Raw genomic sequence first — 25633 nt, 5'->3', positions numbered from 1 at the left:
GCATCCTCGGTCAAGCCCAAGGGCAGGCTTCCTGGGCGACATGCACCAAGCACAGGCAAACGCAACCGAGGCATGACACATGATCAATCCACAGGCGCTCGTCGCTCCCGTCATTGAAACGCCGCGCACCGTGCTGCGACCGCACCAGCTCGATGATTTTGATGCCTATGTCGCCATGTGGGCCGATCCGGCCGTCACTCGCTTCATCGGCGGCAAGCCGCGCACTCGGGAGGAAAGCTGGATGCGCTTCCTGCGTCATGCCGGCCTGTGGTCGCTGCTGGGCTACGGGTTCTGGGCGATCGAGGACAAGGCATCCGGCCGCTTCATCGGCGAGGCCGGCTTTCACGATCTGAAGCGCGACATGGAGCCGTCGATCGAAGGCGTTCCGGAAGCCGGTTGGGCACTGGCCCCGAGCGCACATGGCAAAGGGTTCGCCAGCGAAGTCGTCGGACGGGTTCTCGCCTGGGGCGACGACGCATTCGGGCGCGCAAGGACCGTCTGCATCATCGATCCGGAAAACACCGCGTCATTGAACGTCGCGGCAAAATGCGGCTACAGAGAGGTGCTGCGGACCACCTATCACGACGATGCGACGATCCTGCTGGAACGGCAGGCTTGAGGATGCTGCCTGTCATCTTGTGGTTCTAGTCAGGCCGAATCGAGGCCTTTTACGCCTTCCGTCTCGGCACCGGCTTTGCGGGCCGCCTGTTCGAGCATCGAGGCGTCTTCGCCGAAAGCGCGGGTGGCGCGCGCGGCTGCCTCGATCAGCGGGTTTTTCATGCGCTGGAGAAAGGCCGCGTCGACGCGCGTGCTCGGGCCGGACAGCGTCAATGCCCCGAGCAAGGTGGGGCCCGGCCCGAAAACCGGTGCCGAGACGCCGGCCGTGTCGGGGTCGCGGTCGCCGACCGACAAACAATGGTAGGTTTTGCGGATCGTCTCGTAAGGCTCGCCCTGCTGACCGGAAAACGCCGCAAGGACGCGGCCGCCCGAACCGGCCAGCAACGGCAGCACGTCGCCTTCCCGTATGGTGTAGCGGATGGGATGCTTGGACTCGACGCGGTAGAGACAGGTGCGCACGTCGCCCGAACGGACATAGAAAGCGACGCTTTCCCAGCTTCGCTCGGCCAGATCGCGCATGATCGGCAGCAGAATGTCGATCGCCACAACCGAACGCTGGTATAGGGCACCCAGCCGGAAGGTGGCAGGGCCGACACGGTAGCGGCCATCGTCGAGACGCTCCAGCAACTGCCCGCGCAGCAATGAGTTGGCCAGCCTCAGGATCGTGCTCTTGTAGAGGCCGGTCCGCGCCGCGATTTCGGCCAGGCTAAGCGACCGGTCGGCAGTAGCGAAAGCATCGAGGATGGCAATCGCACGATCGAGCGCGGCAACGCCGTTGGTCGACGCAGGCTCGGATTGTGTTACGGTTATCTGCTTGACCACGTCGTTCCGTTCCCAGTTGGACAGAAGGGCCGATCGGAACAATTGTGCCGCATGCAGATAGTTCTGTCCAGTAGAATGCCATTCCGGTTGACAGAACGAGGCAAAGACTGCATGAATTTTCGTCGAGCGGGTCTGAATTCAGGCTACGTTGCTGGCAGGCACCAGAGGAGGTGTCGTGATTGGAGGAATCCCATGCTGAACAGACGCAGATTTTTAACGAGCACCGCCGCTGCCGGCGCCGCCGGCTTCGCAGCGTTGCATCTCTCGCCCGCTTTCGCGCAGGACGCACCGCAGATCCAGATCTTCGTACCGGCAGCACCCGGCGGCGGCTGGGACCAGACGGCGCGCACGATGGACCAGGTGCTGCGCAGTGAGAAGCTGATCTCCGGTTCGCAGATCACCAATGTCGGCGGCGCCGGCGGCACAGTCGGCCTGCCGCAATTCATCAGCCAGTGGAACGGCAAGGGCAATTCGCTGATGGTTGCCGGCATGGTCATGGTTGGCGCCATCATCGCCAACAAATCCGCCAACAATCTCACGGAAGTCACGCCGATCGCCCGCCTCACCGGCGAATTCGAGGCGCTTGTGGTGCCGTCGGCCTCGCCGTTCAAGACCGCAGCGGATTTCGTCGCCGCCCTCAAGGCCGATCCGACCAAGGTTCCGGTGGCTGGCGGTTCGGCCGGCGGCTCGGACCATATATTGTTCGGCCTTATCGCGAAAACGGCCGGTGTCCCGGCAGCCAACCTCTCCTACGTGCCGTTCGCCGGCGGCGGCGAGGCGCTGTCGGCGCTTCTCGGCAACCAGGTCGCGGCCGGCATTTCCGGCTACGGCGAGTTCTCCGAACAGGTCAAGGCAGGCGCGCTTCGGCTGCTCGCCATTTCCGCGGACAAGCGCCAGGAAGGCATCGACGCACCGACGCTGAAGGAAGCCGGCATCGATGTCGAATTGTTCAACTGGCGCGGCGTCTTCGCACCGCCGGGCGTTTCCGACGCCGACAAGGCGGCGATGATCACGCTGGTCGAGACCATGGCCAAAAGCGATGCCTGGGCCACCGAATGCAAAAACCGAAACTGGACGCAAATCCTGCTCACCGGCGATGCCTATGCGAAATTTCTCGCCGAAGACACGACCCGGATCGCAGCCATCCTCAAGGACCTCGGCCTTGCCTGATGTGCTCGGAGAGGGGCGGTCTGCACTGCCCCTCTCCGAAGTTCGCCAGCCGCATGGACATGCGATCCAGCGCGAGTGAAACTGCGGTAAGGTCGGCTGTGGGAGACCGGCCTATCCAGGGAGGACGATCATGAGCACCAGCGACCAGCAGGCGGCGCGGCCGCGCCTTGCCGTGCCCGAATTGCTGATCGGCATCGGGCTTCTCGCCTGCGCCGGCGCAGTTGCCTGGCAAACCCTGTCGATTCCGGTGTCGCCGCTCTACTCGAAGGTCGGCCCCACCGTCTTCCCCTACATCACCATGGTCGGCATGACGATCCTTTCCCTGCTGCTGATCGTCGCCGCCCTGCGGGGCGGCTGGCAGCCGGAAGAAGAAAAGGAAACGCCGACCGACTGGAAGGCGATGGGCATCGTCGCCGTCGGACTGGTCTCGAACCTTGTTCTGATCCAGCCGCTTGGCTTCACCGCAGCCTCGGTGATCATGTTCGTTCTCATCTGCCACGGGTTCGGCAGCAGACATCCGCTGCGTGACGTGCTGCTCGGGCTGATCCTGGCGCTTGCCGCCTATTTCGGCTTCGCCAGGGCGCTTGGCGTCAACATCGGCGCCGGCTTCATCGAGAACCAGCTGAACACGGTACTCGATTCGATCATCCGTATATTGAGGGCCTGAAGCCATGGAAACGCTCAGCCATCTCGCGCACGGATTTTCGGTCGCTTTTACGCCGGTCAATCTCATGTGGTGCCTGCTCGGCACGACGCTGGGGACCGCGATCGGCGTGCTGCCCGGCCTCGGACCGGCGCTGACCATCGCCCTGCTTTTGCCGATCACCTATCAGGTGGCGCCGGAAGCGTCCTTCATCCTGTTTGCCGGCATCTATTACGGCGCCATGTATGGCGGCTCGACGACATCGATCCTGCTCAATACGCCGGGCGAAAGTGCTACCATCGTCACTGCGCTGGAGGGCAACAGGATGGCCCGTTCCGGCCGTGGCGGCGCTGCACTTGCCACTTCGGCGATCGGCTCCTTCGTCGCCGGCACGCTCGGCACGTTGGGGGTCGCTTTCCTGGCCCCGGTCGTGGTCAAATTCGCGCTGTCGTTCGGCCCGGCCGAATATTTTTCGCTGATGGTGCTGGCCTTCATCACGGTTTCGGCGGTGCTCGGCTCGTCGTCGGTGCGCGGCCTGACCAGCCTGTTCGTCGGGTTCGTCATCGGCATGATCGGCGTCGATCTGCAGACCGGCCAGCCGCGCTTCACCTTCGGCATGAGCCAGTTGCTCGACGGTGTCGACGTGATCGTCGTCGCCGTCGGCCTCTTTGCGGTCGGCGAGACGCTCTACATGGCCTCGCGCCGCTATGCCGGCAAGGACGAGATCGTGCCGCTGAAGGGATCGCTCTACATGACCGCCGCCGAATGGGCGCGCTCGTGGAAAGCTTGGCTGCGCGGCGCCCTGCTCGGCTTCCCGATCGGCGCTCTGCCGGCCGGCGGCGCCGAAATCCCGACCTTCCTGTCCTATGCGATGGAGAAGAAGCTCTCCAAACACAAGGAGGAATTCGGCACGACCGGCGCCATCGAAGGCGTTGCCGGCCCGGAGGCCGCCAACAACGCATCGGCCGCCGGCGTGCTGGTGCCGATGCTGACGCTCGGCCTGCCGACCTCGGCGACGGCCGCGATCATGCTGTCGGCCTTCCAGAGCTATGGCATCAATCCCGGGCCGATGCTGTTCATGACCCAGGCCAATCTGGTCTGGGGGCTGATCGCCAGCCTGTTCATCGCCAATGTCATCCTCGTCATCCTCAACCTGCCGCTGATCGGGTTGTGGGTGCGGCTGCTGAAAATCCCGGCGCCGCAGCTCTATGCCGGCATATTGGTGTTCGCCACGGTCGGCACCTACGGTATTTCGCAGTCGCCGACAGACCTCGTCATCCTGTACCTGCTCGGCGGGGCCGGATTCCTGATGCGGCGCTTCGATTTCCCGACGGCGCCAGTCATCATCGGCATGATCCTCTGGCCACTCGCCGAAACGCAGTTCCGCCGGGCGATGACCATCTCGAACGGCGACTGGTCTGTGTTCTACAAGCACCCGCTGTCGCTGACGCTGCTGACGCTGGCGTTCATCGGGCTGATTGGCCCGCCTATCTACGCTTACATCGAACGCAGGCGCCTGCGCGGACCGGAGCATGTGCCGGGCGATGCCTAACCTGTTTGTGACATCATGACCGAGCTGCTGGCCGGTATCCGCGTCCTCGACCTGACCAATGTCCTGGCTGGCCCTTACTGCGCCTATCAGCTGGCGCTGCTCGGGGCCGACGTGATCAAGGTCGAGGCGCCGCAAGGCGGCGATCTGGCGCGCCAGCTCGGCGGTTCGCCGGAACTCAACAGCACTGGCATGGGCGCTTCGTTCCTGGCGCAGAACGCCGGCAAACGATCGGTGGTGCTCGATCTCAAGAAAGAGGCCGATCGCGAACGCTTTCTCGATCTGGTCGCCTCCGCCGACGCGATGGTCGAGAATTTCCGCCCCGGCGTGATGGACCGGCTGGGGCTTGGCTTTGCGAGGCTGAAAGGGGTCCGCCCCAGCCTTGTCTATTGCGCGATTTCGGGCTTCGGCCAGACCGGACCGATGCGCGACAATCCTGCCTACGACCAGATTATCCAGGGCCTTTCAGGCATCATGAGCATCACCGGCACACCGGAGACCGCGCCGCTGCGTGTCGGCTATCCGGTCGCCGACACGCTGGGCGGGCTGGTCGGGGCGTTCGCCATCGCCGCGGCACTCGTGAAGCAGAAGACGACAGGCGAGGGCGCCTTCCTCGACGTGTCGATGCTCGAATGCACGCTCTCTGCGCTGGGCTGGCCGGTCTCCAACTACCTGACGGCTGACGTCGAGCCGCAGCCGATGGGCAATGAGAACATGACGGCTGCACCTTCCGGGACATTTCGCACCGGCGACGGTCTGCTCAACATCGCCGCCAACAAACAGGAGCAGTTCGTGGCGCTCTGCCGGCTGGTCGGGCTGCCGGAGTTGGCGTCAGACCCGCGCTTTGCCGAGCGCGAGACGCGCAAGCGCAACCGCATCGCCCTGAAGGCACTGATCGAGGATGCCCTGGCGAACAGCTCGGCCGCAGCCTGGGAGGAGACGCTCAATCGCGCAGGCGTGCCGGCGGGCAGGGTGCTGACGATCCCGCAAGTGCTGGCCGAGCAGCAAGTGATCGAGCGCGAGATGACCACCCGTTTCGATGGCATGCCGAATATCGACCGGCCGCTGACCGTCGTGCGCGGCGGGTTCATGGTCGATGGTGCGGCACCCTTGCCGACCAAGCCGCCGCCGGCGCTGGGCGAGCATATGGACGAGGTGTTTGCCGGTCTGCCGCCGCGCGTCAAGAAAAGGGCGCAGGGATGAGCGACGCGAGGACATGAGCAACGTTGGGAAAAAAACCGGCCGCGAGCGCGGCGAGGAATGGTGGCAGACCGATATCATCGAAATGCGCCCTGGCGTGATCCGGCTGCGCGGCTATGAGATCCAGGACCTGATCGGCCGCGTCAGCTTTCCGGCGATGATCTGGCTGATGCTGCGCGGCGAACTGCCTGATAAGGAGCAGGCGGCGCTGCTCGGCATCGCGCTCGGTGCCGCCGTCGACCACGGGCCGCAGGCGCCGTCAATCGCCATTGCCCGCATGGCGGCTACCTGCGGCGTCGGCATCAACAGCGCCATGGCCTCAGCCATAAATGTGCTTGGCGACGTCCATGGTGGCGCTGGCGAGCAGGCGCTTGCCTTCTACGGCGACATCGCCGCGGCACTGGACGCAGGAGTGACGCTTGCCGATGCCGTCGCGGCGCGGCTCGATCGTATCTTCGCCGAGGAAAAATCCTATGTGCCGGGGCTCGGGCACCGCTTCCACCCGGTCGATCCGCGGGCGCCGCGCCTCATCGAGCTGACCCGCGATTTTGCCGCGCGCGGCATCATCAGTGGACGTTTCGCCGACATCGCCGAGGCTGTTGAGGCCGATGTCACGCGGCGCAAGGGCAAGAAGATCCCGCTCAACATCGACGGCGCCACTGCCGTCATCTATGGCGAGCTCGGCTTTCCGCCGCCGCTGACACGCGGCCTTTTCGTGCTCTCGCGCTCGGTCGGCATATTGGCGCATGCGTGGGAACAGTCGCAACAGAGCGACCGCAACAAGGGACCACTGCCGCGCGAATGGCTGTGGGCCTATACCGGCACGCCGGTGCGGCCTTTTACTCAGGGAGATGGCGACTCCAAATGAGGCCTTGGTTCAGGTTCGCCAGCGGGCGCTGGTTGGGGAGCTTTCAAGTTCTTCAGCAGCGTTGAAAGATCGGGCTCGTCGATAAGCGCTGCTGCGTCTGCCGGCGTCAGCCATGCTCGCTGCCGCCTCTTGGCTTCCTGCCAATTGGCCAACTCCTCCGTCACCGCCAGCAGGTAGACGATGACGTCGACGCGGACGAAGCGGTTTGTCAGCCGCTTCCAGTAGGAATAGGTGCCGGCCGGCTGCTTCAGCGTCTTGCCGAGGACGCCGGCTTCCTCCTGCGCTTCGATGGTGGCTGCCTTGCGCCCACTCTTGCTCTTCATCGGCCAGCCCTTGGGCACGATAAAGCGCCTTGTCGATTTCGAGGTGACCAGCATCACCTCGACGTTGCCATGCTCGCCCAGCCGAAAAGGAATCGCAGCGACCTGACGGATCCGCTCGCCCTTCCTCGCCTTGCGTACAACCTTCTTCTTGGTCGCTGCCATTCCCGAGATCCAATCAGGGCAGTGCCCAAGCACAAAGGCACGTTGCGAAAATCAAAACCGCCTTTGATGCTACTCAAGTGGAGCGGTATTCAAGGCTATAAGCCGGATAAATAAATGAAAAGCGTCGGCTCATCAGCGGCAGGTGCTAATGAAGCGGCTGCCCGACCGCCGCAACTGGCACGTAGGCCTCATCTGCTGAACATCAGGCCGTTGCGGCGCGACCTCGCGATCCTGGGCACGGAACTGCTGTTGCTGCTGCTGATATCGCTGCCGCCGCAGCCTGTTCTCCAGCATCTGCAATTCGTTTTGCAGGACCAGCGCATTGCGGTTGGCAGGAGTGACGATCTGCGCGGAGACAGCCGCGTCCGACAGCATCGCTGTTGCCAGCATTGCCGACATAAAGATCGTCGATGGGCGAAGCGGCGACATCCATTCATTCCCGCACCAAACTGAGCCTCCAATCATATAGGGCATTTGCCCGGTGATGCCATGGCTAAAGCCTCGCGGGCCGGAATTGGCGGGTTGAGTTACCGGAACTCAAAGCCGGTCGACCCATGTGTGCCGGGCAAGGATAAATCTCGAGATCGGCGACAAGAAGTTGAGGACATCCTGCAGTTCAGCACTTGTCAGGCCGCCGGTTGCCTGGTGCCCGTGGCATTCAACGCGAAAATCACGCCGCTGCTCAAGGCCGCCACCATTTTCGAGAATTAATGCGGTCGCGCTCGATACAGGCCAGCCGATCAGCTTTCCCGTCTCATTGGCCGGCTCCAGCGGCGCGCTTTCTCGACCGCGGAACTCTCGGCCAATTGAGCGTTGTCCACCAGGATTATATTCAATCCACTTCGCGCAGACGATATCCGACGCCGGTTTCGGTGGTGATGTAACGCGGCTGGTCGGGCGTTTTCTCGATCTTTTGCCTGAGCTGCCGCACATAGACCCTGAGATACTGCACGTCGGTCGAATCGCCCCAGACCTGCCTCAAAAGAAACTGGTGGGTGAGAACCTTGCCGGCGTGCTGCACGAGGATGCGCAGGATGTCGTACTCCTTCGGCGAGAGCTTTATCTCCCTGCCCTCGATCGTGACGATGCGCTTCACCAGATCGACCGTGAGATCGCCGGTGTGGAAGACCGGCTTCTCACCCTGCTGCTGGAACTTGTGGCGGAGCGCCACGCGGATGCGCGCGACAAGCTCGTTCATGCCGAACGGCTTGATGACATAGTCGTCGGCGCCGAGCTCAAGTGCCGAGACGATGCCGGTCTCGTCGGTGCGGCTGGACAGGATGACCACGGGAACATCCAGGCCGTCATCCCGCCATTTGCGCAGCAATTCGTGGCCGCCCATGCCGGGCAGGCCGAGATCGAGCAGGATCAGGTCCGGCTTTTCCGTCTCCATGAGTTCGATCGCCGCCTTGGCGTTCGGCGCCTCGCTGATTGCATAGCCCTGGCTGCCAAGGCCGACGCGGAGCAGCTTGCGGATCGGCGGTTCGTCATCGACTACCAATATCCTGACGTCCAGGTTCGTCATGGCAGGTCATCCATGTCGGGGTCGTTCACATGTTGGTCTGCCGGCACCGGCATCCTGATGGTGAAAACCGCACCCGAGCGGTCGGTCCTGTTGGCCGCCGAAATCGTGCCGCCCATCGCCTCGATGAAGCCGCGGCAGATCGAGAGCCCGAGCCCGGTGCCGGCACGGACCTGATCGCCCTTGCGCACCCGGTGGAACGTGTCGAAAATGCGCTCCAGGTCCGCTGGCGGAATGCCTGGCCCCTCGTCCATGATCTGCACGATGACGAAACCATTGTCGGCCCAGCCCTGCAGGCGGATCGTCGAAGCTGGCGGCGCATATTTAGCGGCATTGTCGAGGAGGTTGAACAGCGCCTGCTCGAACAGGACGGGATCGACCCTCAACATCGGCAGATCCGTGGGAATGTCCATTTCCGTCTTGTGTTCGCCGATGATTTTTCTGGCTCGATGCAAGGCGGTGCCGACAATATCGCCGACATAGTGGAATGCGTAGTTCGGCTCCATCGCACCGGATTCGATCTTGGTCATGTCGAGCAAATTGGCGATGAAGCGGTTCAGCCGTTCCGATTCGTCGAGCACGGTCGACAGCAGGTCCGCCCGGTCCGCTTCGGGAAGCGCCGGCGCAAATTCCCGCAAGGTACCGGCGGCGCCCATGATGGCGGCCAGCGGCGTTTTCAGATCATGGGAAATCGAGGTCAGCAGCGCCGAGCGCAGGCGGTCCGCCTCGGCCTCGAGCTTTGCCCGGTCGACGTCGGCAACAAGCTGGATGCGTTCGATGGCGACTGCCGCCTGATCGGCGAGGGCGTCGAGGAGGCGCTTCTGTTCGGGAGTCAGCAGCGGGCCTTGCTTGTCGTTGTCGAGGCCGACGACGCCGACAGCGGTGCGCCCGGTCCGCAGCGGAAGATATAGGCGTTTTGCCCCGGGAAGCGTATCGGCGCCACGGCCCGCAGCGCGATCGTGCTCCCAGGCCCAACGGGCGGCTGCGATGTCTGCCTCGGCCAGCGTGTCGTCAGGCGGATAGCCGGCCTTGACGGTGATCGAACCATTCTCCGGCAAAAGCAGCACCACGCGCAGCTTCAGCATCGAGGCAATCTGGAAGGCTGTGGCCCACAGTACGTCGTCCAGCGTGCCGGCGCCGGCGAGCTTCTTTGAGAAGAGGTAGATATCTTCCGTGGCGCGTGCCCGTGAGCGGGCGGCGACCGCCTGCCGCTGCACACGCGCCGTCAGATTGCTGGCAATGACCGCAACAACCAGGAAGACAGCCAGCGCAACGATGCTCTCCGGATCGTGGATCGTCAGCGTGTAGCGTGGTTCCAGGAAGAAATAGTTGAAGGCAATGGCGCTGATGAGGCAGGCATACAAGGCCGGCCAGAGACCGCCGGTCACCGCCGACGTCAGGACCCCGATGAGAAAGATGATCGCCAGATTGCGGACGTCGAGAAACTGGTGAAGAAGGAGGGCGCAGGCGAGCGAGCCAACAACATAGGCCGTGGCCTTGAGATAGGGCCAGATCTCGAATTGCCACTGCTCGTCCGCCGCCTTGACGGTCCTCGACGTCGCCTCGGCGTTGCGTTCGTTTCCCGAAATGACATGGACGCTGATGTCGCCGGCATTGCGGATGAGATCATAAGTGAGCGAGCCTTCGATCAATTCCCGCCAGCGCGATCGGGTCGGCCTGCCGATCACGATATGGGTGAAGTTGTTCGCGGTCGCATGGCGAACGATGTCCTGCGCGACGTTCTGACCTGGAATGGTCGTTACCTCGGCGCCGAGCTGCTCGGCAAGCCGCAGCAGCGTGGCCAGCCGATCCTTGTCCTCCTCCGACATCGCGGCTGAACGAGGGGTATCGACATGAAGCGCCGTCCAGGGGGCGCGGAGCCGGTCGGCCAACCTCCGCGCATAGCGGACACGGGCCGCCCCGCCCGGACGCGCATCGACGCAGACGAGAACCCTTTCCCCCGCCGCCCAGGGTCCGGGTATGGCGTGGGCCTGCATGTGGGTCAGCAACTGCTCGTCGACGCGCTGGGCGGTGCGGCGGAGCGCCAGTTCCCTGAGCGCCGTCAAATTGCCCGGCGAGAAATAGTTCTCGATGGCGCGCTTGGCGGTGCTGGGGATGTAAACCTTGCCCTCCTCGAGCCGCTTGATCAGGTCGTCGGGAGTGAGATCGATGATCTCGATGTCGTCGGCTTGGTCGATGACGGAGTCTGGAACCGTCTCGCGCACTCTGACGCGCGTGATCTGCGCCACGACATCGTTCAGGCTTTCGACATGCTGGATGTTGAGCGTCGTGTAGACGTCGATACCGTGCGTCAGGATTTCCTGAACGTCGAGATAGCGCTTGGGATGGCGGCTGCCCGGCGCGTTGGTATGGGCGAGCTCGTCGACGAGGACCAGCGCTGGGCGCCGGGCAAGGATGGCGTCGAGATCCATTTCCTCGAGGATGCGCCCCTTGTAGTCGACCTGGCGACGGGGAAGCACCTCATAGCCGTCGACCAGCACCTGGGTTTCTTTCCGGCCGTGCGTCTCGACGACGCCGATCACCACGTCCACCCCGTCGGCCAATCTTGCACGGCCCGACATCAGCATTTCATAAGTCTTGCCGACACCGGGTGCTGCGCCCAGGAATATCCGCAGACGACCGCGCGCCTCCCGCTCCGCATGGTCAAGCAGCGCGTCAGGTGAGGGTCTGGTTTCGTTGCGGCTGTCGTCCGGCATCATAATCGATCATGAATGGCGCCGGGGATGGTGTCGATCCCCGGCCCACCATTCATTGCTTTGTGGCCTCGTCCAGCGCCAGATTGAGCGCCAGCACATTGACCACCGGCTCTCCCATGAAGCCGAGCTCGCGGTCCTCAACATGGCTGTCGACAAGGGACTTGACCCTGGCTTCATCGACGTCCCTGGCCCTGGCCACCCTGGCGACCTGGAAATAGGCGGCTTCGGGGCTGATATGCGGATCGAGGCCGCTGCCTGAAGTCGTGACCAGATCCACCGGCACCGGCTGGTGCGGATTTTCCACGTTCAGCCTGTCGGCATCGCCCTTGATGCGGTCGATCAGCTTGGGGTTGGTCGGCCCGAGATTCGAACCGCTCGAAGCGGCGGCGTTGTAGCCGTCGCCGGCAGCCGACGGGCGGCCATGGAAATAGCGCGCGCTGGCAAAAGCCTGGCCGATCAGTTCGGAGCCGACGATCTTGCCGTCCTTCTCAATCAGGCTGCCGTTGGCCTGGCGCGGGAACAAGGCTTGGGCGATGCCGGTCATGCCGATTGGATAGATCAGGCCGGTAAGGATGGTGAAGAAAACGATCATGGTGATCGCGGGTCTGATTTGCTTGAGCATGGACTTAATTCCTTATGCGAGGCCAAGCGCGGTGATGGCCATATCGATCGCCTTGATGCCGACGAAGGGGACAATGATGCCGCCGAGGCCGTAGACAAGAAGGTTGCGGCTGAGCAGCGCGCCCGCGCCAATCGCGCGATATTTGACGCCTCTCAGCGACAGCGGGATCAGCGCGATGATGATCAGTGCGTTGAAGATGATGGCCGAGAGAATGGCGCTCTGCGGCGTTGCGAGATGCATGATGTTAAGCGCCTGCAACGGACCGGCGGTTTGCCCCGGCGCGATGTAGAAGACGGCGAATATGGCCGGGATGATGGCAAAATACTTGGCGACGTCGTTGGCGATGGAAAAGGTCGTCAGCGATCCGCGCGTCATCAGCAGCGCCTTGCCGATTTCTACGATCTCGATCAGCTTGGTCGGATCGCTGTCGAGGTCGACCATATTGCCGGCTTCGCGTGCGGCGACCGTGCCGGTGTTCATGGCAACGCCGACATCGGCCTGCGCAAGGGCGGGCGCATCATTGGTGCCGTCGCCGCACATGGCGACGAGCTTGCCCTTGGCCTGTTCGTCGCGGATGAGCTTCAGCTTGTCCTCGGGCGTCGCCTGGGCAAGGAAATCGTCGACGCCGGCCTCCGCCGCGATCGCCGCCGCCGTCATCGGATTGTCGCCGGTGATCATCACCGTGCGGATCCCCATCTTGCGCAGTTCGGCGAAGCGTTCCCTGATGCCGCCTTTGACGATGTCCTTGAGATGGACGACGCCGAGAAGGCGTCCGTCGCGCTCGACCGCCAGCGGCGTGCCGCCGGATTTGGCGATGTCGTCGGCGATCGCCTGAAGGTCGCGGACGGTGTCGCTGCTGGGGCGCGTACCATGCGTGGCGACGGTCGACTGATTGACGTGGGCGAGCACCGAATCGACCGCGCCCTTGCGAACCGACGAGCCATCGATGTCGACGCCGCTCATGCGGGTTTGCGCGGCGAAGGGCACGAAAGCGGCATGCAGTGTTGCCATGTCGCGGGCACGGATGGCGTATTTCTCCTTCGCCAGCACGACGATCGAGCGGCCTTCCGGCGTTTCATCGGCAAGCGAGGCCAACTGTGCAGCGTCGGCCAGCTCCTGCTCGCTGACGCCCTTGACCGGACGGAATGCCGTCGCCTGGCGGTTGCCGAGCGTGATCGTGCCGGTCTTGTCGAGCAGCAGCGTGTCGACGTCGCCAGCCGCCTCGACGGCGCGGCCCGACATCGCCAGCACGTTGAACCGCACCAGGCGATCCATGCCGGCGATGCCGATGGCCGAAAGCAGCGCCCCGATCGTCGTCGGGATCAACGTGACGAACAGGGCGACCAGGACGGTCACCGAAATGTAGCCGCCCGAATAGGAGGCGAAACTCGGGATCGTCGCCGTCGCCAGCACGAAGATCAGCGTCATGCCGACGAGCAGGATGTTGAGCGCGATCTCGTTGGGCGTCTTCCGGCGCTCGGCGCCTTCGACCAGCGAGATCATGCGGTCGAGGAACGTATGGCCGGAGGCCGCGGTGATGCGCACGCGGATCCAGTCAGACAAAACCTGCGTGCCGCCGGTGACCGCCGAACGGTCGCCGCCGGATTCACGGATCACCGGAGCGGACTCGCCGGTGATTGCCGCCTCGTTGACCGAAGCGACGCCTTCGATCACCTCGCCATCGGACGGAATGATGTCGCCAGCCTCGACGAGCACCACATCGCCGACCTTCAAGCTGGTGCCGGGCACCAGCTTGAACTTGGTGCGGTCGTCGCCGCTCAACAGCTTGGCCTGGGTCTCGGTGCGCGCCTTGCGCAGCGAATCGGCCTGCGCCTTGCCTCGGCCTTCGGCGACCGCTTCGGCGAAGTTGGCGAAAAGCACGGTGAACCACAGCCAGATGATGATCTGCAGCGAGAAGCCGAGATTGCCGCCACCAGTGACAAGATCCTTGACGAACAGGACTGACGTGAGCGCCGAGACTACAGCGACGACGAACATCACCGGATTGCGCATCAAGGTGCGCGGGTTCAGTTTCCTGAAGGCCCCGTCGATGGCAGGCAGCAGGACGCGGGCATCCATGATAACAGCGGATTTGGACTGGCTCATTTAGTGGCTCCAGTATCGATGTTGTTGAATGGCGCCGATCGATCGTATGCCGAACGAAGATGCGGCAGCCCGGAGGCCAGCAGCCAGATCACGATCATGACGGCCGCAATGCCGAAGAACGTGGACATGGTCGGGAAAGGAGGCGGGGTTGCCCCCTTCTGATCGGCTCGATATCGAATCTTGCGGCGTATGGTTTCGAACCAGGCCATGACATTGATCCAAAGTGGGGCCATTTCAGAATGTCTGCCCGTGGATGCCAGCCAGGTGCTCGACGATCGGTCCGACTGCCAGCGCCGGGAAGAAGGTGAGGCCGCCGACGATCAGAATGACGCCGACCAGCAGCCCGACGAACAGCGGCCCGTCGGTCGGGAAGGTGCCGGCGGAGGCGGGCACTGTTTTCTTGGCGACCAGCGAACCGGCGATCGCCAGAGCCGGGATGATGACCAGGAAGCGGCCCATCAGCATGCCGATTCCGAGCGTGACATTGTACCAGGTCGTGTTGCCGGTCAGGCCGCCAAAGGCCGAGCCGTTGTTGGCGGCAGCCGAGGTGTAGGCATAGAGAACCTCGGAGAAGCCGTGCGGGCCGGCATTGGCCATCGAAGCGACGCCTGTCGGCAGCACCACCGCGATGGCGGTGAAGATCAGCATCGCCAGCGGCAGGCAGAGAATGGCCAGCATTGCCATCTTGATCTCCTTGGCCTCGATTTTCTTGCCGAGATATTCGGGCGTGCGTCCGACCATCAGTCCGGCGACGAACACGGCGATCACGATGTACATCAGGATGCCGTAGAGGCCGGCGCCGACACCGCCGACAATGACCTCGCCGAGCTGCATGTTGATGATCGGGATCATGCCGCCAAGCGCGGTGAAGCTGTCATGCATCGCGTTGACCGCGCCGCAGGACGCGGCCGTGGTGATGACCGCAAACAGGGCCGACAAAGCGATGCCGAAGCGCGTTTCCTTGCCTTCCATGTTGCCGCCGTCGATGCCCAGCGCATGAACCAGCGGATTGCCTGACGCCTCAGCCCAGTAGCAGACGGCGACGCCAGCGATGAACAGGAGGCCCATCGCGGTCAAGATCGCCCAACCCTGGCGCTGGTTGCCGTTCATGCGGCCGAAGACGTTGGTCAGAGCCGCACCGATCGCGAAGATCGAAACCATCTGGATCAGGTTCGAGATCGCGTCGGGATTTTCGAAAGGATGCGCGGCATTGGCGTTAAAGAAGCCGCCGCCATTGGTGCCGAGCATCTTGATGGCGATCTGCGAGGCGGCTGGCCCGACCGCGATCGTCTGCCGAGCGCCCTCCAATGTTGTGGCGTCGAGATAGGCGCTGAGCGTCTGCGGTATGCCGAGATAGACATAGACCAGCGTCAGCACGATGCAGAGCGGCAACAGCAGGTAAAGGGTGCACCGGGTCATATCCACCCAGAAATTGCCGATCGATTTGCCGGAGGCCTTGGTGAAGCCGCGGATCAGCGCGATTGCGATGGCGATGCCGGTCGCCGCGGACAGGAAGTTCTGCACGGTGAGGCCGGCCATCTGCACGAGATAGGACATCGTGCTTTCGCCGCCGTAGTTCTGCCAGTTGGTGTTGGTCATGAAACTGGCGGCGGTGTTGAAGGCGAGCCCGGGTTCGACGGCGGTCATACCGGCCGGATTGTAAGGCAGGCTGCCTTGCAGCCGCTGCAGGACGTAGAGCACCAGGAAACCGGCCAGGTTGAAAAACAGCAGGGCCGCCGCATAGGTGGTCCAGTGCTGCTCCTCACGCTCGCTGGTTCCCGAGATGCGATAAAGGCGTCGCTCGACAGGACCCAAAATCGGCGAGAGAAATGTGCGGTCGCCGCTGAAAACGCGATACATGTAGCCGCCGAGCGGCTTCACGAGCAAAAAAACGATCCCGCAATAGACGAGGATCTGTATCCATCCGTTGAAAGTCATAGGTGTAGCTTTCCGTGCCTTCGCCAGTTGCCGTTAGAAACGTTCTGGGCGAACGAGGGCGTATGTCAGGTAGGCGAGAAGGAACAAGGTCACAGCGCCACCGAGGATATAGTCGACAAGCATGTTGCGATCCTTTCGCCTAAAGACTGTCGCAGGCTTTGATAAAGGCGAAGAACAGGGTAAAAAACAAAAACCCTATTCCGAGAACGATGATGTCCATTCCCGCGTGTTCCTTATTCTTCGCTTTATTCTCGCTTCACCTGCAGACGGCAGGTCCGAAATCATACGGAAGCACCCCGCCACAACGGCAGAGTGACCGAGATGTGTTTCAGGTAGAATATGGCTCGAAACACCATAAAGGTTCGAGACGTGGAGAAGAGGAAAGAAATAAAAATTCTATAGGATTTTCCCGCCGGGATCTCAGAGCACGGCGTTTAAAGACAAGTCGTGCGCCGGCGCGAAGCTGCCGGAAATCAGCGATCGCGCGTATAGATCACGGCATAGTCGTCGGCATACGCGCGCTTCCAGCCCAGTTCATCGAAGAATGGAATGCGGCTGTCGTCCGGCGTCAGCAAGGCCCAGTCTATCGCATGCTTCTTTAGCTGGGCTTCGAGGACAGGCTTTCCCCCGCTGCGTCCTGTCTCGGCATCTGTCTTCATAAAGCCGTTGAGAAAGAGCTGATCTGTCCGGCCGTCGATGAATGTTTTGATTCCATGGAAGATCAAGCTGCCGCCGAAGTTGTAGGAATTCAGGACGTTGCCTGACAAATGATTATATTCGACGAATGCGAGCGCATCCTTGGCCGAAGTCTTCTGGCTCGGCTCGACCTGATAGGCGCTCGTGAGCATTGCGGTTGTCCCCACCAGCAAAACGCCTGCCACGCCGCAGATCCGGTAAAATCGCTCTGCGAAAAACCGTTCCAGCCCGTCGCGTCTGTCGGACACCCATTTCGCCAGGGAAAGCGCGGGATATTGCTCGGCAATCTCGGCCGCAAGCACGATCGGGACCAGCAGAAAGAACAGGTACATGAAGCGCAGATGGGTGAGATAGATATGCAAGGCAAAGACGATGAACAGCGCTTTCGCCCAGCCGACGCGAAGTCTCGACACAAGCAGCGCGAAAACGAACAGTAGGATACCCACTTCCTGGAACGGTTGATCCGAGGCGTCGAACGGTTTCCACTCGATAATCAAGGGAACCGCTTCATTGCCATAGGCTACCGTGAAAGTGGCAAGGATGGCCTTGATGCCGTAGGGATTGATCAAGCTGACCACCGGGCAAAGCAGTCCGAAGGCAACCCATTTGCCAAGGAGTACGGGGTTGGACAGGCGGGTTCGCACAAGAACATCGAGGCCGGCGAAAGCCGCAATGACGAAGCCGATGGTAAAGGTCGCGTGGAGATTGGCCCACAGGACAAGCAGGGCAAGTAGCCACAGAGGCGGTCTCTGCTCGTAGCGCGCTGCGCGGAAAAGCATTGCGGTCCAGATCACGATGATGGGCAAGGTGAAGATGTGTGGACGCGCGGTGAAGATCGGGGAGATCAAGGCCGCCGCAAACAAGGCCAGTCCCACTGCCGCCGTCGGTCTCAACCAGGTGCTGAGACACCATGACAGCAGCGCGGCTGTCAGGGCGATGGTTGAGATGATCAGCAGCGCCACGCCGTTCCAGCCGCCTGTCGTGTAGGCGAGCGCGAGGAGAACCTGTCCAAGCCATTCCTTGGCGATCCACGGCTGGCCGGCGAAAGTATGAGAATAGCTGTCGACAAGCGGGAACGTACGATTTGCCAGCAGATCGAGCCCCACCTTGACCTGCCACCAACAGTCGGGGTCCTGCAGGATGGCTTGGGCGTGGGCGGAAAGCGCGAATGCCACGAGAGGTGCGACGAACAGGCAGAACATCGCCCTGGCCCGCTGCGCGTCGTTGACCGACGACGCGGTCGCAACGGTCGCTACGGTCGCCTGAATCCCGTTCATATCATAGCTCCAAGCCGCCCTGCGGCAGATCGATTGGGGGTTTCAGCTTGTCGCTCATTCGAGGGCAGGGCGTCCGCTCAAACGGCAGGCTTGACCGCATGCACGAAATATTGGGCTCCCACAGGCATCCTGGTCAGGAAGCCCTCCAAGGGTCGCAATTTTGCGAGCACGCGTGGGAAAAAGATCCGGTAGACGACATCGGATTTGGAGAAGCCGGCCGCAGCCATTCGCTTGCGCAAATCGCGGCTGTTGATCAGAATTGCGTTCTCGTCGAAAGCACAGTTTCGCACCGCGTGCGTCGTCAGCGGATTCCAGGGATTGTGCTCGAACAAAAAGAAGCTGCCACCACCGGTCAGCACTCTCTCGATCTCCTTGATCAGGCCGACATGGAGGTCTTCAGGGATGTGATGGAACACGCAGGCGGCGAAGGCAAGATCGAAACTTGCGTCGTCATAAGGGATCGTTTCGCCGTCGAAGTGCCTGAAATCGGCTTGGCCGGGAAAGCGCTTGCGGGCGATGTCGAGCGACTGCGAGGAGGGATCGAGCAAGGTGATTTCGCTGTCGGGAAATGCGGCGCGCATGGGCCCCAGCGAATTGCCGACGCCCGCGCCGAAGTCGAGTATCCGCCGCGGCTTCACGTTGGAGTGAGCCAGCCTTGCGGCGACCTCGTCGATCTTGTACTGCGCGAAGAAATCCGGGGTTTCGCCGCTCAGCCGGATACTTGCGGCATGCTGCTGCTGATATTCCAGCGCGAACTGATCAAACTCGGCCTGAAGCACGCGCGGCTCCCTTCGCCAGTTCATGGGCCATTTCCTGAAGACGATGTACGGGCAGTTTCCCGGCGGCAGGATCATGGGCAGCAATCTCGTTTATGAGGTAAAGCGGCCGCCGCTTGGTCTCCATATACATGCGCCCGAGATATTCCCCGAAAATCCCAAGGACCAGAAGCTGAACGCTGCCGAGGATCAGGACGATTGCCGCCAGGCTGGTCCAGCCGGGCAACACGCTGCCGGCAAACCATGAGAAGAGCGTGTAGCCGAGCGCAGCAAGCCCGAGAAAACCGAAGATCAAGCCGAGATGCGAGGCGAACCGCAAGGGCACGATGGAGAAGCTCGTCATCGCATCCATTGCCAGAAGCACCATCTTCTTCAATGGGTAATGCGTGGTGCCTGCGAAGCGCTGGTGCCGCTCATAGGCAAAAGCCACCTGCTTCAGGCCGATCCAGCTCACCATGCCGCGAATGAAGCGGTAACGCTCGGGCATCGCATTGAGATGATCAAGCGCGCGGCGGCTCATAAGTCGAAAATCCCCGGAATCGAGCGCCATCTCGACGTCCACCATCTTGCGCAGCAGACGGTAGAACAATGCGGCGGTTGCGCGCTTGAACCAGCCTTCGCCCTGGCGCTTCACCCGCTGGCCATAGACGACGTCGAACCCCTCATCCATCTTTGCCATCATGGCTTTGAGCAATTCCGGCGGGTCCTGGAGGTCGGCATCGAGAATGAGAATGCGCTGGCCGCGGCAAAACTCCAGGCCGGCGCTGAGCGCAATCTGGTGGCCGTAATTTCGGGCGAGGTCTATGCCGACGACGTGGCTGTCCTGTTTGGCGAGTTCGAATATGGCCTCGCGGGTGCCGTCGGTGGCTCCGTCGATGACCAGCACGATCTCGTAGGAATGCCCCGCTTGTTTACGGCAAACGGCTGTGACGCGCCGGTAAAGTTCGGCGACCCCACCGATTTCATTATAGCACGGCACGACGACCGACAGCGCGACAGCGGGTCGCGCCGCGATTTTCTCTGTTTGCGCCAAAAGCCCAGCTCCCATGGTTAGAACGGGAATAGGCCGAATTTGTTAGAAAATTGATAAGGCGCTCGGCCGGCCGTGAGGCCAGATAAGCGAAGCGTACGGATGGCGGGGCACGTGCGACGGTGATGCGGCGAGGGCAGACGCTCCGCCAAATCGGGGGCTCAGCCTTCGGCCTTGAAGTTCTTCGCTTCCTTCTCGACCTTGGGGCTGTTCTTGCCGTGCTTGCGTATCAGATCCTTCGCTTGGTTGGGCGAAACGTCGGTGGTCTCGGCCAGGCGCAGGGCTTCCTCGTCGTCCGGTTGGCGTTTCTTCCGATCGGCCGTAGCGGTCCGTTTTTCAGCCATCACAACGCCTTTATGCTCTTGGCGATTTCGTTCAGCACCTTGCGATCGGTGCCGTGGCGCTTGATCAAGGTGCGTGCCTGCTCGGGAGTGATGCCGGCTTCCTCGGCGAGATGCCTCACCTCATAGTCTTCGTCGCCGGCTACTTGCGAGCGATCACGATTGTCGGTCTTGGTTTTGTCATCGGGCATGACAGGTTCTCCTCGTTGACCTAGAGCATAACGATGGAGATTTCGTGAGGTTCCTTAAAGCGCGTCGCGCTTGAACGCATTCATGCGACGCGTTTCAAGCTCTTGTTTCTATGCATGCCGTTCTCGCAAAAACCTGCACACTTTGCGCGACATGCACTAGTGCCGGCCTTCGCGCACAAACAGATGGGCTTCCTTGGCGGCGGCCGTGAACGCCCGCCGCGCACTGCCAACCGCCCGCCGCTGCTCCATTGCATCCATCATGGCTTTCAAGGCCGCGCGATATTTCGGCCCGCGCTTTTCGTCTGGCCATTTGTCGACCAGAAGCGAGGCCGCCTGAACCGTCCTCGTCACAGAGAGGGAGCGGCCGATCCGTTCGCTCTCGATCGTCACCGGAACGTCGAATTGTTCATCACGCATCACCGCCACTCCTTTACTCGAAGGACAGCAACGGCGCAGCGGGGTTATACGTTCCGATGACGAATGGCGTGATCCATCCCGATCACAATTCATGGTTACTGAGTGGCTTACGTCGCCGGTAGTTCCGACAGTGCGCAAGCTAATTGGGCGCAGAGCGACATGCAATTAGCGGGACCGATGGTCGAACACGACGCCCATGGTCCTACCAATTGCGGTCATCACGACAAGCTCGACCAGATGGTCGTCGCTGTCCTCAAAGGCCGGGGCTGCCCGGCGAATGGCGTCTATTGCGGCTCTGGTCGATATGGTGTCGCCGGCGCGAAATTTTGAAAGCGCAGATGAAACAAGTTCTTGGGCCGTCAAGTCAACGACAGGCACTCTCGAAACGATGTTCATTGACCTCCTCCGCCATGAACCCTCCCCCAAAAGAATGATACGCCGAATGGCGGTTTCCGCCAGCGAAATAGTGGTCCGACCAGAGGCCAATCGGACCGCGGACAGTTGCCTTTTTGCAGGGCTCAGCGCGACCCTGCCGACTTCGATTTCTCTCGGCTCCTCGCGACTGGCTTGACGCTTGCCTCGCCGATCTTTGCGATTTCCTCGAACAACCCGTCGGCAATCTCGGCCGAGGCATTGTCTGCGTCGATCAGCACTGCACGCCGTGGAGAACGTGGTTCGGTAGGCAAGGTGAGTCGCTATTTTTGCCTTCGCACCAAATGACATATGGGGCAGGGGTAACTTTTTTGTCGAGATTCGACGAACGTCACTACTTCTCCCGATACAAGATCATACCCGCGTGATGCAGCACGCCTTCAATGAACGTTCCGTCAGCGGTAAAGCCGGTATCGTCCCAATAGTCGATGTGATTTCCTCGGATCTCATAGCGCCCCTGGTACGCGCTCTCACGGTTTCCGCGCGCTTCGTCATAGCGACAGTTTGGAAGCAAGTTGTGGGATATAGCCATCGGCCGTGGCCCACATCCCGACATAGGGATGGCTTCCCGAAGGTTGGGTAACCGTATTTTGCTCGACATTCATCTGGGCGAGACCTTTCTGTACTGGTAAAACGGCGGCGCCGGCAAGAAACACGGCAGCGGCAAGCGTCCTTCATGCGACAGCTCCTCAGGGTTGTTTTCCGGGATCGGCGCGACCCTCCGTGAACAGCTCGGAGAACGTTTGCGATGCTGCGATCGCGCGACGAGGTGTGAAAACGAAAATCCATTGTTGCCTCACTTGCTGGCTGTCGGTCGGATGACGATCTCGTTCACGTCGACATCGTCCGGCTGTTCGATGGCGAAGCGCACGGCACGGCCGATGGCGTCGGGCTGCAGCGCAATGGCGCGATAGGTCTTCATCGCTTCCACCGCGACCGGATCGGTGATCGTGTCGGCGAGCTCGCTCTCGACCACGCCGGGATGGATGCACGTGACGCGGATGTTGTCGTGCTCTTGCCGCAAGCCATCGGAGATCGCGCGCACCGCGTATTTGGTTGCGCAATAGACCGCGGATGTCGGCGACACCGAAAGCGCGCCGATGGAGGCGATGTTGACGACATGGCCGGAGCCTCGGGCCGTCATCTCCGGCAGCACCGCGGCGATGCCGTAGAGCACGCCCTTGATGTTGACGTCGACCATCCGATCCCATTCATCGACCTTCATCGAGGCCATCAGCGACAACGGCATGACGCCGGCATTATTGACGATTACGTCGACGCGTCCCCAGGCCTGGCGCGCCGTCTCGGCAAAGGCGGCGACATGGGCGCGGTCGGTCACGTCCAGGTGGCGTGTCATTGCCTCCCCGCCGTTTGCCCTGATCTCTTCTGCGAGTGTGTCCAGCCGATCGGTGCGGCGCGCACCGAGCATGACCTTTGCTCCGGCAGCACCGAGCTCCCGGCCGATGGCGGCGCCAATTCCGCTCGAAGCCCCGGTAATGAGCACAACTTTGTTGAGGGACATGTTTCGTCTCCGTCTGGTTGATCCTGCGAACTGCCATGCAGCGGTTGCCACGAAGATGGATCTGTTCCACTGTTGCGATAAGACGCCTATTTGTTCGCAGCATGGAAAGAACAGCTAACCAATGCAGCCGGATCTCAATGCGCTTGCGGTGTTCGCCCTCGTGGCCGAGGAGCGGAGCTTTCGCGCGGCTGCGGACCGCATGGGCGTCACCCGCTCGGCGGTGAGCCAGACGGTGAAGCGCCTGGAAGAGACGCTCGGTATCGCTCTTGTCCAGCGCACGACGCGAAGCGTCAGCCTGACCGAGGCTGGCGGACGCCTCTACGCCGAGATAGCGCCCGCCATTGCCGACATGCGCGCCGCGATGGAGACCACCGGGGACCTGCGCGGACGTCCTCGCGGGCAGTTGCGGCTCGCCGTCTCGTCGATCTCCGAGCGCTTTCTTTCAGGGCCGTTCCTGGCGACCTTTGCCGAAGCCAATCCGGAGGTTCAGATCGACATCACGGTGACGGACGAGGAATTCGATATCGTTGCCGAGGGATACGATGCCGGCGTCAGGCTCGGTGAAGTGATCGAGCAGGACATGATTGCGGTGTCTGTCGCCGGTGACGAGCGGCAGCTGGCCGCCTGCGCGCCGGCCTATCGCGATCGGTTCGGGGCGCCTTCGCATCCGAGGGAGCTCGCCGGCCATCGCTGCATTGGCTGGCGCCGCGCACCGAAGGTCGCGCCCTATCGTTGGGAATTCGCCGAGAACGGCAAGGAGTTCAGCGTCGCCGTTGCTCCGGAGATCACGACCAACGATATGGCGTTGATGATAAAGCTGGCCATCGCCGGCGCCGGCATCACCTTCGGCATGGAGGAGAGCTTTCGCCAGTGGATCGATCGGGGCGAACTGGTGCCAGTTCTCGAGGACTATTGCCCGCGCTTTGCCGGCTTCTACCTCTATTATCCGAGCCGTCGCAACGTCGCGCCGAAGCTGCGCGCCCTTGTCGATCACCTACGGCGTCATGGCTAGCGTCTTTCGCGCGGGCGATCGCGCCATTGCAGTCCTTTTCGAATAGCGGGAGCGAACCGAATTTGCTTTCCGCTCCCAGCGATTCTATCTCGCGCTGGACGCGACATGCTGCACATCGCAAGCGACTTCCTTTCACCGTCCGCCAACCAGCCCACCACCTTTTTTGGGATGAGAGGCCAGATCGTCAACCTCGCTGCGCACCGGCATCTCGATGTTGCAGTTACATTGGTCTAGGGCGGTTCGGATGTTGAGGCGGTGATGGCCAATTCGAGCCCAAACGAAAACCCCGGCCGCTGGGCCGGGGTTTTCCTTGCGTCCCCAAAGGATCAGAACTTGTAGCTGACGCCGACCCTCACCGCGTGCGTGGTTAGGTCAACCGGCATATCGACATCCGGGAATCCGGGAGCCAAGTTGCCTGAGGCTTCTCCGAAATCTGTATACCGATACGCCAGTCGCGCGGTCCAATGTTCGTTGAAGGCCCACTCGCCGCCGGCGCCGATTGTCCAGCCGTTGAGCGTATCCGAATAGCCCCCGCTGGCAGGAAGCGGAAACGGGCCGCCACCGAAGTCGAAATCGCCGATCGCCCAGCCGCCGGTAACGTAGAGAAGCGCCTTGTCGTATGCGTAGCCGAGCCTTGCGCGGATCGAGCCCTGCCAGTTCAATTCGCTGGTTCCAACAGAAGTCCCTCCGGTAGCATTTTCGAAGCTGCCCTCCACGTCACCGCCTTCGAAATCGCCCTCGACACCGTAGACGAAAGAGCCGGACTGCCAGTTATACCCGACATGGACGCCACCAATGAAGCCATCGGGATCGGAATCGTCACTTGGCGCACCGTTGGAGTAGCTGTGTTCTGCTTGCCCCCAGAGATAGCCGCCCTGAAGACCGACATAAAAGCCGCTCCAGTCGTAGGCAACAGCGACGGGTGCCGTGGGCTCGTAAACAACTGCATCGGCCGCGAAGGCCGGAGCCGCAAGCAAGGCCGCACCGCTGAAACCGAGCAGGAACGTGGCAAACGCGATTTTCTTCATGGATTGATGCCTGTGTTGAAAGGAAGTCACCAAAAATTGAATAACACACAGGTTGTGGCTGAACTGTAACTGCGGCGCAACACACGGAAGCAAAATGCACGGTTCAGTTGTGGCGGTGATCCTGGTTCCTGTTTTGCTCGCACGACTCGTGCCGGCATCCTGGCCGCCGAGGAGTCGCCGTACGTGAATTGCAGCAGCGCGTGTGCTTGCTCGAAGTGCGGCGGGAAGGAGGCAGGCGTTATCTGCACTCCAGATGCCGAGCAGTACGGTGGCAATCCATACCTGAAAGCGAAAGGCGGTTAGTCCGACTTTAGAGAAACGCGATCGCTGGGTTGCTGGCGTTGACGATCTAAATTGATATTGGCCTACCGAGTCGGCGGGAATTACGGGAATTACGGGAATTACGGTGACAGTGCACCATTTCTATCCCCCTGCCGCGTCTTTCCGATTTCACGGCTGTCCGGTTTGCCGGGCCTAGAAGTGCTTCGCTGCCCGTCGACTGCGCAGATGCAGACATCGGCGGCGCGGCAATGCAAGTCGAGCCATGCTTTCAATCTACACACAGCGACAGCCGAGCGAACATGCCAAACAGTGCACTGTCACCGTAATTCCACTGGCTGGAGTCGGCGGTGCGAAGGAGATCATCGTCTT

27 protein-coding genes and 2 pseudogenes are annotated in these 25633 nt (G+C 61.9%); 8 read left to right on the top strand and 21 right to left on the bottom strand.

Going from position 1 to position 25633, the window contains the following annotated elements; translation table 11 throughout:
• Positions 1-79 precede the first annotated feature (79 nt).
• Positions 80-619 carry a GNAT family N-acetyltransferase gene (locus ACWTU8_RS27155; RefSeq protein ID WP_455850567.1) on the top strand — a complete coding sequence of 180 codons (540 nt, stop codon included), beginning with the start codon at positions 80-82 and terminating at the stop codon, positions 617-619.
• A gap of 29 nt (positions 620-648) precedes the next feature.
• On the opposite strand, the gene ACWTU8_RS27150 is transcribed toward ACWTU8_RS27155, so the two are convergent.
• Positions 649-1440, bottom strand: coding sequence for an IclR family transcriptional regulator (locus ACWTU8_RS27150; protein ID WP_455850566.1), 792 nt, complete (start codon positions 1438-1440; stop codon positions 649-651).
• A gap of 192 nt (positions 1441-1632) precedes the next feature.
• Between ACWTU8_RS27150 and ACWTU8_RS27145 the strand changes: the two genes are divergently transcribed.
• The 5 genes from ACWTU8_RS27145 (at position 1633) to ACWTU8_RS27125 (ending at position 6870) form a co-directional block, all read left to right on the top strand.
• Complete coding sequence (locus ACWTU8_RS27145) at positions 1633-2610, top strand: Bug family tripartite tricarboxylate transporter substrate binding protein (RefSeq protein WP_455850565.1); 978 nt, start codon at positions 1633-1635, stop codon at positions 2608-2610.
• A 130-nt stretch (positions 2611-2740) separates the two neighbouring features.
• A complete protein-coding gene (locus tag ACWTU8_RS27140) occupies positions 2741-3277 on the top strand; it encodes a tripartite tricarboxylate transporter TctB family protein (RefSeq protein ID WP_455850564.1) in 537 nt (178 codons plus the stop codon).
• A 4-nt stretch (positions 3278-3281) separates the two neighbouring features.
• Complete coding sequence (locus ACWTU8_RS27135; RefSeq protein WP_455850563.1) at positions 3282-4805, top strand: tripartite tricarboxylate transporter permease; 1524 nt, start codon at positions 3282-3284, stop codon at positions 4803-4805.
• Positions 4806-4820: 15 nt separating this feature from the next.
• Positions 4821-6005 carry a CaiB/BaiF CoA transferase family protein gene (locus tag ACWTU8_RS27130; RefSeq protein ID WP_455850562.1) on the top strand — a complete coding sequence of 395 codons (1185 nt, stop codon included), beginning with the start codon at positions 4821-4823 and terminating at the stop codon, positions 6003-6005.
• Positions 6006-6018: 13 nt separating this feature from the next.
• Positions 6019-6870: a citryl-CoA lyase gene (locus tag ACWTU8_RS27125; protein ID WP_455850561.1), complete on the top strand. Its 852-nt coding sequence runs from the start codon at positions 6019-6021 to the stop codon at positions 6868-6870.
• On the opposite strand, the gene ACWTU8_RS27120 is transcribed toward ACWTU8_RS27125, so the two are convergent.
• Positions 6846-7355: an NUDIX hydrolase gene (locus tag ACWTU8_RS27120; protein WP_455850560.1), complete on the bottom strand. Its 510-nt coding sequence runs from the start codon at positions 7353-7355 to the stop codon at positions 6846-6848. The two genes, ACWTU8_RS27125 and ACWTU8_RS27120, sit on opposite strands and share 25 nt — an antisense overlap.
• Positions 7356-7487: 132 nt before the next feature.
• Positions 7488-7784, bottom strand: coding sequence for a hypothetical protein (locus tag ACWTU8_RS27115; protein ID WP_455850559.1), 297 nt, complete (start codon positions 7782-7784; stop codon positions 7488-7490).
• Between the two features lie 60 nt (positions 7785-7844).
• On the opposite strand from ACWTU8_RS27115, the gene ACWTU8_RS27110 reads away from it, so the two are divergent.
• A complete protein-coding gene (locus ACWTU8_RS27110; protein ID WP_455850558.1) occupies positions 7845-8066 on the top strand; it encodes a hypothetical protein in 222 nt (73 codons plus the stop codon).
• A gap of 121 nt (positions 8067-8187) precedes the next feature.
• On the opposite strand, the gene ACWTU8_RS27105 is transcribed toward ACWTU8_RS27110, so the two are convergent.
• The 17 genes and pseudogenes from ACWTU8_RS27105 to ACWTU8_RS27025 all read right to left on the bottom strand — a co-directional run bounded on the left by ACWTU8_RS27105 (position 8188) and on the right by ACWTU8_RS27025 (position 22942).
• Positions 8188-8880: a response regulator transcription factor gene (locus tag ACWTU8_RS27105; RefSeq protein ID WP_455850557.1), complete on the bottom strand. Its 693-nt coding sequence runs from the start codon at positions 8878-8880 to the stop codon at positions 8188-8190.
• On the bottom strand, positions 8877-11594 hold the full coding sequence (locus tag ACWTU8_RS27100) for a DUF4118 domain-containing protein (protein WP_455850654.1): 2718 nt from the start codon (positions 11592-11594) through the stop codon (positions 8877-8879). Before ACWTU8_RS27100 ends, ACWTU8_RS27105 begins: the two co-directional genes overlap by 4 nt.
• Positions 11595-11646: 52 nt before the next feature.
• On the bottom strand, positions 11647-12216 hold the full coding sequence (kdpC, locus tag ACWTU8_RS27095) for a potassium-transporting ATPase subunit KdpC (protein ID WP_455850556.1): 570 nt from the start codon (positions 12214-12216) through the stop codon (positions 11647-11649).
• 12 nt (positions 12217-12228) lie between these two features.
• Positions 12229-14322: a potassium-transporting ATPase subunit KdpB gene (gene kdpB, locus ACWTU8_RS27090; protein ID WP_455850555.1), complete on the bottom strand. Its 2094-nt coding sequence runs from the start codon at positions 14320-14322 to the stop codon at positions 12229-12231.
• Positions 14319-14531 carry a hypothetical protein gene (locus ACWTU8_RS27085; RefSeq protein ID WP_287338289.1) on the bottom strand — a complete coding sequence of 71 codons (213 nt, stop codon included), beginning with the start codon at positions 14529-14531 and terminating at the stop codon, positions 14319-14321. Before ACWTU8_RS27085 ends, kdpB begins: the two co-directional genes overlap by 4 nt.
• A gap of 25 nt (positions 14532-14556) precedes the next feature.
• Positions 14557-16260, bottom strand: coding sequence for a potassium-transporting ATPase subunit KdpA (gene kdpA / locus ACWTU8_RS27080; RefSeq protein ID WP_455841451.1), 1704 nt, complete (start codon positions 16258-16260; stop codon positions 14557-14559).
• A 33-nt stretch (positions 16261-16293) separates the two neighbouring features.
• Positions 16294-16383, bottom strand: coding sequence for a K(+)-transporting ATPase subunit F (locus tag ACWTU8_RS27075; RefSeq protein WP_036266998.1), 90 nt, complete (start codon positions 16381-16383; stop codon positions 16294-16296).
• 350 nt (positions 16384-16733) lie between these two features.
• Positions 16734-18233 (bottom strand): hypothetical protein, encoded by a 1500-nt coding sequence (locus tag ACWTU8_RS27070; protein WP_455850554.1) that lies wholly within the window; start codon positions 18231-18233, stop codon positions 16734-16736.
• 77 nt (positions 18234-18310) lie between these two features.
• Complete coding sequence (locus ACWTU8_RS27065) at positions 18311-19036, bottom strand: class I SAM-dependent methyltransferase (RefSeq protein WP_455850553.1); 726 nt, start codon at positions 19034-19036, stop codon at positions 18311-18313.
• The gene (locus ACWTU8_RS27060; protein ID WP_455850552.1) at positions 18993-20042 is read right to left on the bottom strand and encodes a glycosyltransferase family 2 protein; all 1050 of its coding nucleotides are present in this window, start codon (positions 20040-20042) and stop codon (positions 18993-18995) included. The genes ACWTU8_RS27065 and ACWTU8_RS27060 overlap by 44 nt, the downstream gene beginning before the upstream one ends.
• Before the next feature lie 158 nt (positions 20043-20200).
• Positions 20201-20383: a hypothetical protein gene (locus tag ACWTU8_RS27055; protein WP_455850551.1), complete on the bottom strand. Its 183-nt coding sequence runs from the start codon at positions 20381-20383 to the stop codon at positions 20201-20203.
• Positions 20383-20571 (bottom strand): DUF3606 domain-containing protein, encoded by a 189-nt coding sequence (locus ACWTU8_RS27050; protein ID WP_065008570.1) that lies wholly within the window; start codon positions 20569-20571, stop codon positions 20383-20385. Before ACWTU8_RS27050 ends, ACWTU8_RS27055 begins: the two co-directional genes overlap by 1 nt.
• A gap of 156 nt (positions 20572-20727) precedes the next feature.
• A complete protein-coding gene (locus ACWTU8_RS27045) occupies positions 20728-20988 on the bottom strand; it encodes a DUF982 domain-containing protein (protein ID WP_455850550.1) in 261 nt (86 codons plus the stop codon).
• Positions 20989-21153: 165 nt separating this feature from the next.
• Positions 21154-21384 carry a hypothetical protein gene (locus ACWTU8_RS27040; RefSeq protein WP_065008572.1) on the bottom strand — a complete coding sequence of 77 codons (231 nt, stop codon included), beginning with the start codon at positions 21382-21384 and terminating at the stop codon, positions 21154-21156.
• A 131-nt stretch (positions 21385-21515) separates the two neighbouring features.
• Positions 21516-21674 (bottom strand): annotated as a pseudogene (locus ACWTU8_RS27035) (NYN domain-containing protein); the annotation flags it as partial.
• Between the two features lie 80 nt (positions 21675-21754).
• Positions 21755-22025 (bottom strand): annotated as a pseudogene (locus ACWTU8_RS27030) (Atu4866 domain-containing protein).
• Between the two features lie 191 nt (positions 22026-22216).
• Positions 22217-22942 carry an SDR family oxidoreductase gene (locus ACWTU8_RS27025; RefSeq protein WP_455850549.1) on the bottom strand — a complete coding sequence of 242 codons (726 nt, stop codon included), beginning with the start codon at positions 22940-22942 and terminating at the stop codon, positions 22217-22219.
• A 121-nt stretch (positions 22943-23063) separates the two neighbouring features.
• Between ACWTU8_RS27025 and ACWTU8_RS27020 the strand changes: the two genes are divergently transcribed.
• Positions 23064-23954: a LysR family transcriptional regulator gene (locus ACWTU8_RS27020; protein WP_455850548.1), complete on the top strand. Its 891-nt coding sequence runs from the start codon at positions 23064-23066 to the stop codon at positions 23952-23954.
• Positions 23955-24280: 326 nt separating this feature from the next.
• On the opposite strand, the gene ACWTU8_RS27015 is transcribed toward ACWTU8_RS27020, so the two are convergent.
• Positions 24281-24982, bottom strand: a complete 702-nt coding sequence (locus tag ACWTU8_RS27015) for an outer membrane protein (RefSeq protein ID WP_455850547.1) — start codon at positions 24980-24982, stop codon at positions 24281-24283.
• Positions 24983-25633: the final 651 nt, after the last annotated feature.

It is taken from the genome of Mesorhizobium sp. BHbdii (assembly GCF_053848045.1).
Note: the sequence above shows the minus strand (reverse complement) of the source record. Positions and strands in the feature narration are given on the sequence as shown.

Coding starts and splice junctions, on each gene's coding strand:
- ACWTU8_RS27105 (WP_455850557.1), bottom strand. CDS start 8,880: ATGACGAACCTGGACGTCAGGATATTGGTAGTCGATGACGAACCGCCG.
- ACWTU8_RS27115 (WP_455850559.1), bottom strand. CDS start 7,784: ATGTCGCCGCTTCGCCCATCGACGATCTTTATGTCGGCAATGCTGGCA.
- ACWTU8_RS27135 (WP_455850563.1), top strand. CDS start 3,282: ATGGAAACGCTCAGCCATCTCGCGCACGGATTTTCGGTCGCTTTTACG.
- ACWTU8_RS27050 (WP_065008570.1), bottom strand. CDS start 20,571: ATGCCCGATGACAAAACCAAGACCGACAATCGTGATCGCTCGCAAGTA.
- ACWTU8_RS27040 (WP_065008572.1), bottom strand. CDS start 21,384: ATGAACATCGTTTCGAGAGTGCCTGTCGTTGACTTGACGGCCCAAGAA.
- ACWTU8_RS27075 (WP_036266998.1), bottom strand. CDS start 16,383: ATGCTTGTCGACTATATCCTCGGTGGCGCTGTGACCTTGTTCCTTCTC.
- ACWTU8_RS27110 (WP_455850558.1), top strand. CDS start 7,845: ATGGCTAAAGCCTCGCGGGCCGGAATTGGCGGGTTGAGTTACCGGAAC.
- kdpA (WP_455841451.1), bottom strand. CDS start 16,260: ATGACTTTCAACGGATGGATACAGATCCTCGTCTATTGCGGGATCGTT.
- ACWTU8_RS27070 (WP_455850554.1), bottom strand. CDS start 18,233: ATGAACGGGATTCAGGCGACCGTAGCGACCGTTGCGACCGCGTCGTCG.
- ACWTU8_RS27055 (WP_455850551.1), bottom strand. CDS start 20,383: ATGGCTGAAAAACGGACCGCTACGGCCGATCGGAAGAAACGCCAACCG.
- ACWTU8_RS27085 (WP_287338289.1), bottom strand. CDS start 14,531: ATGGCCTGGTTCGAAACCATACGCCGCAAGATTCGATATCGAGCCGAT.
- ACWTU8_RS27065 (WP_455850553.1), bottom strand. CDS start 19,036: ATGAACTGGCGAAGGGAGCCGCGCGTGCTTCAGGCCGAGTTTGATCAG.
- ACWTU8_RS27145 (WP_455850565.1), top strand. CDS start 1,633: ATGCTGAACAGACGCAGATTTTTAACGAGCACCGCCGCTGCCGGCGCC.
- ACWTU8_RS27130 (WP_455850562.1), top strand. CDS start 4,821: ATGACCGAGCTGCTGGCCGGTATCCGCGTCCTCGACCTGACCAATGTC.
- ACWTU8_RS27120 (WP_455850560.1), bottom strand. CDS start 7,355: ATGGCAGCGACCAAGAAGAAGGTTGTACGCAAGGCGAGGAAGGGCGAG.
- ACWTU8_RS27100 (WP_455850654.1), bottom strand. CDS start 11,594: ATGCCGGACGACAGCCGCAACGAAACCAGACCCTCACCTGACGCGCTG.
- ACWTU8_RS27025 (WP_455850549.1), bottom strand. CDS start 22,942: ATGTCCCTCAACAAAGTTGTGCTCATTACCGGGGCTTCGAGCGGAATT.
- ACWTU8_RS27045 (WP_455850550.1), bottom strand. CDS start 20,988: ATGCGTGATGAACAATTCGACGTTCCGGTGACGATCGAGAGCGAACGG.
- kdpB (WP_455850555.1), bottom strand. CDS start 14,322: ATGAGCCAGTCCAAATCCGCTGTTATCATGGATGCCCGCGTCCTGCTG.
- ACWTU8_RS27015 (WP_455850547.1), bottom strand. CDS start 24,982: ATGAAGAAAATCGCGTTTGCCACGTTCCTGCTCGGTTTCAGCGGTGCG.
- ACWTU8_RS27155 (WP_455850567.1), top strand. CDS start 80: ATGATCAATCCACAGGCGCTCGTCGCTCCCGTCATTGAAACGCCGCGC.
- ACWTU8_RS27125 (WP_455850561.1), top strand. CDS start 6,019: ATGAGCAACGTTGGGAAAAAAACCGGCCGCGAGCGCGGCGAGGAATGG.
- ACWTU8_RS27020 (WP_455850548.1), top strand. CDS start 23,064: ATGCAGCCGGATCTCAATGCGCTTGCGGTGTTCGCCCTCGTGGCCGAG.
- kdpC (WP_455850556.1), bottom strand. CDS start 12,216: ATGCTCAAGCAAATCAGACCCGCGATCACCATGATCGTTTTCTTCACC.
- ACWTU8_RS27140 (WP_455850564.1), top strand. CDS start 2,741: ATGAGCACCAGCGACCAGCAGGCGGCGCGGCCGCGCCTTGCCGTGCCC.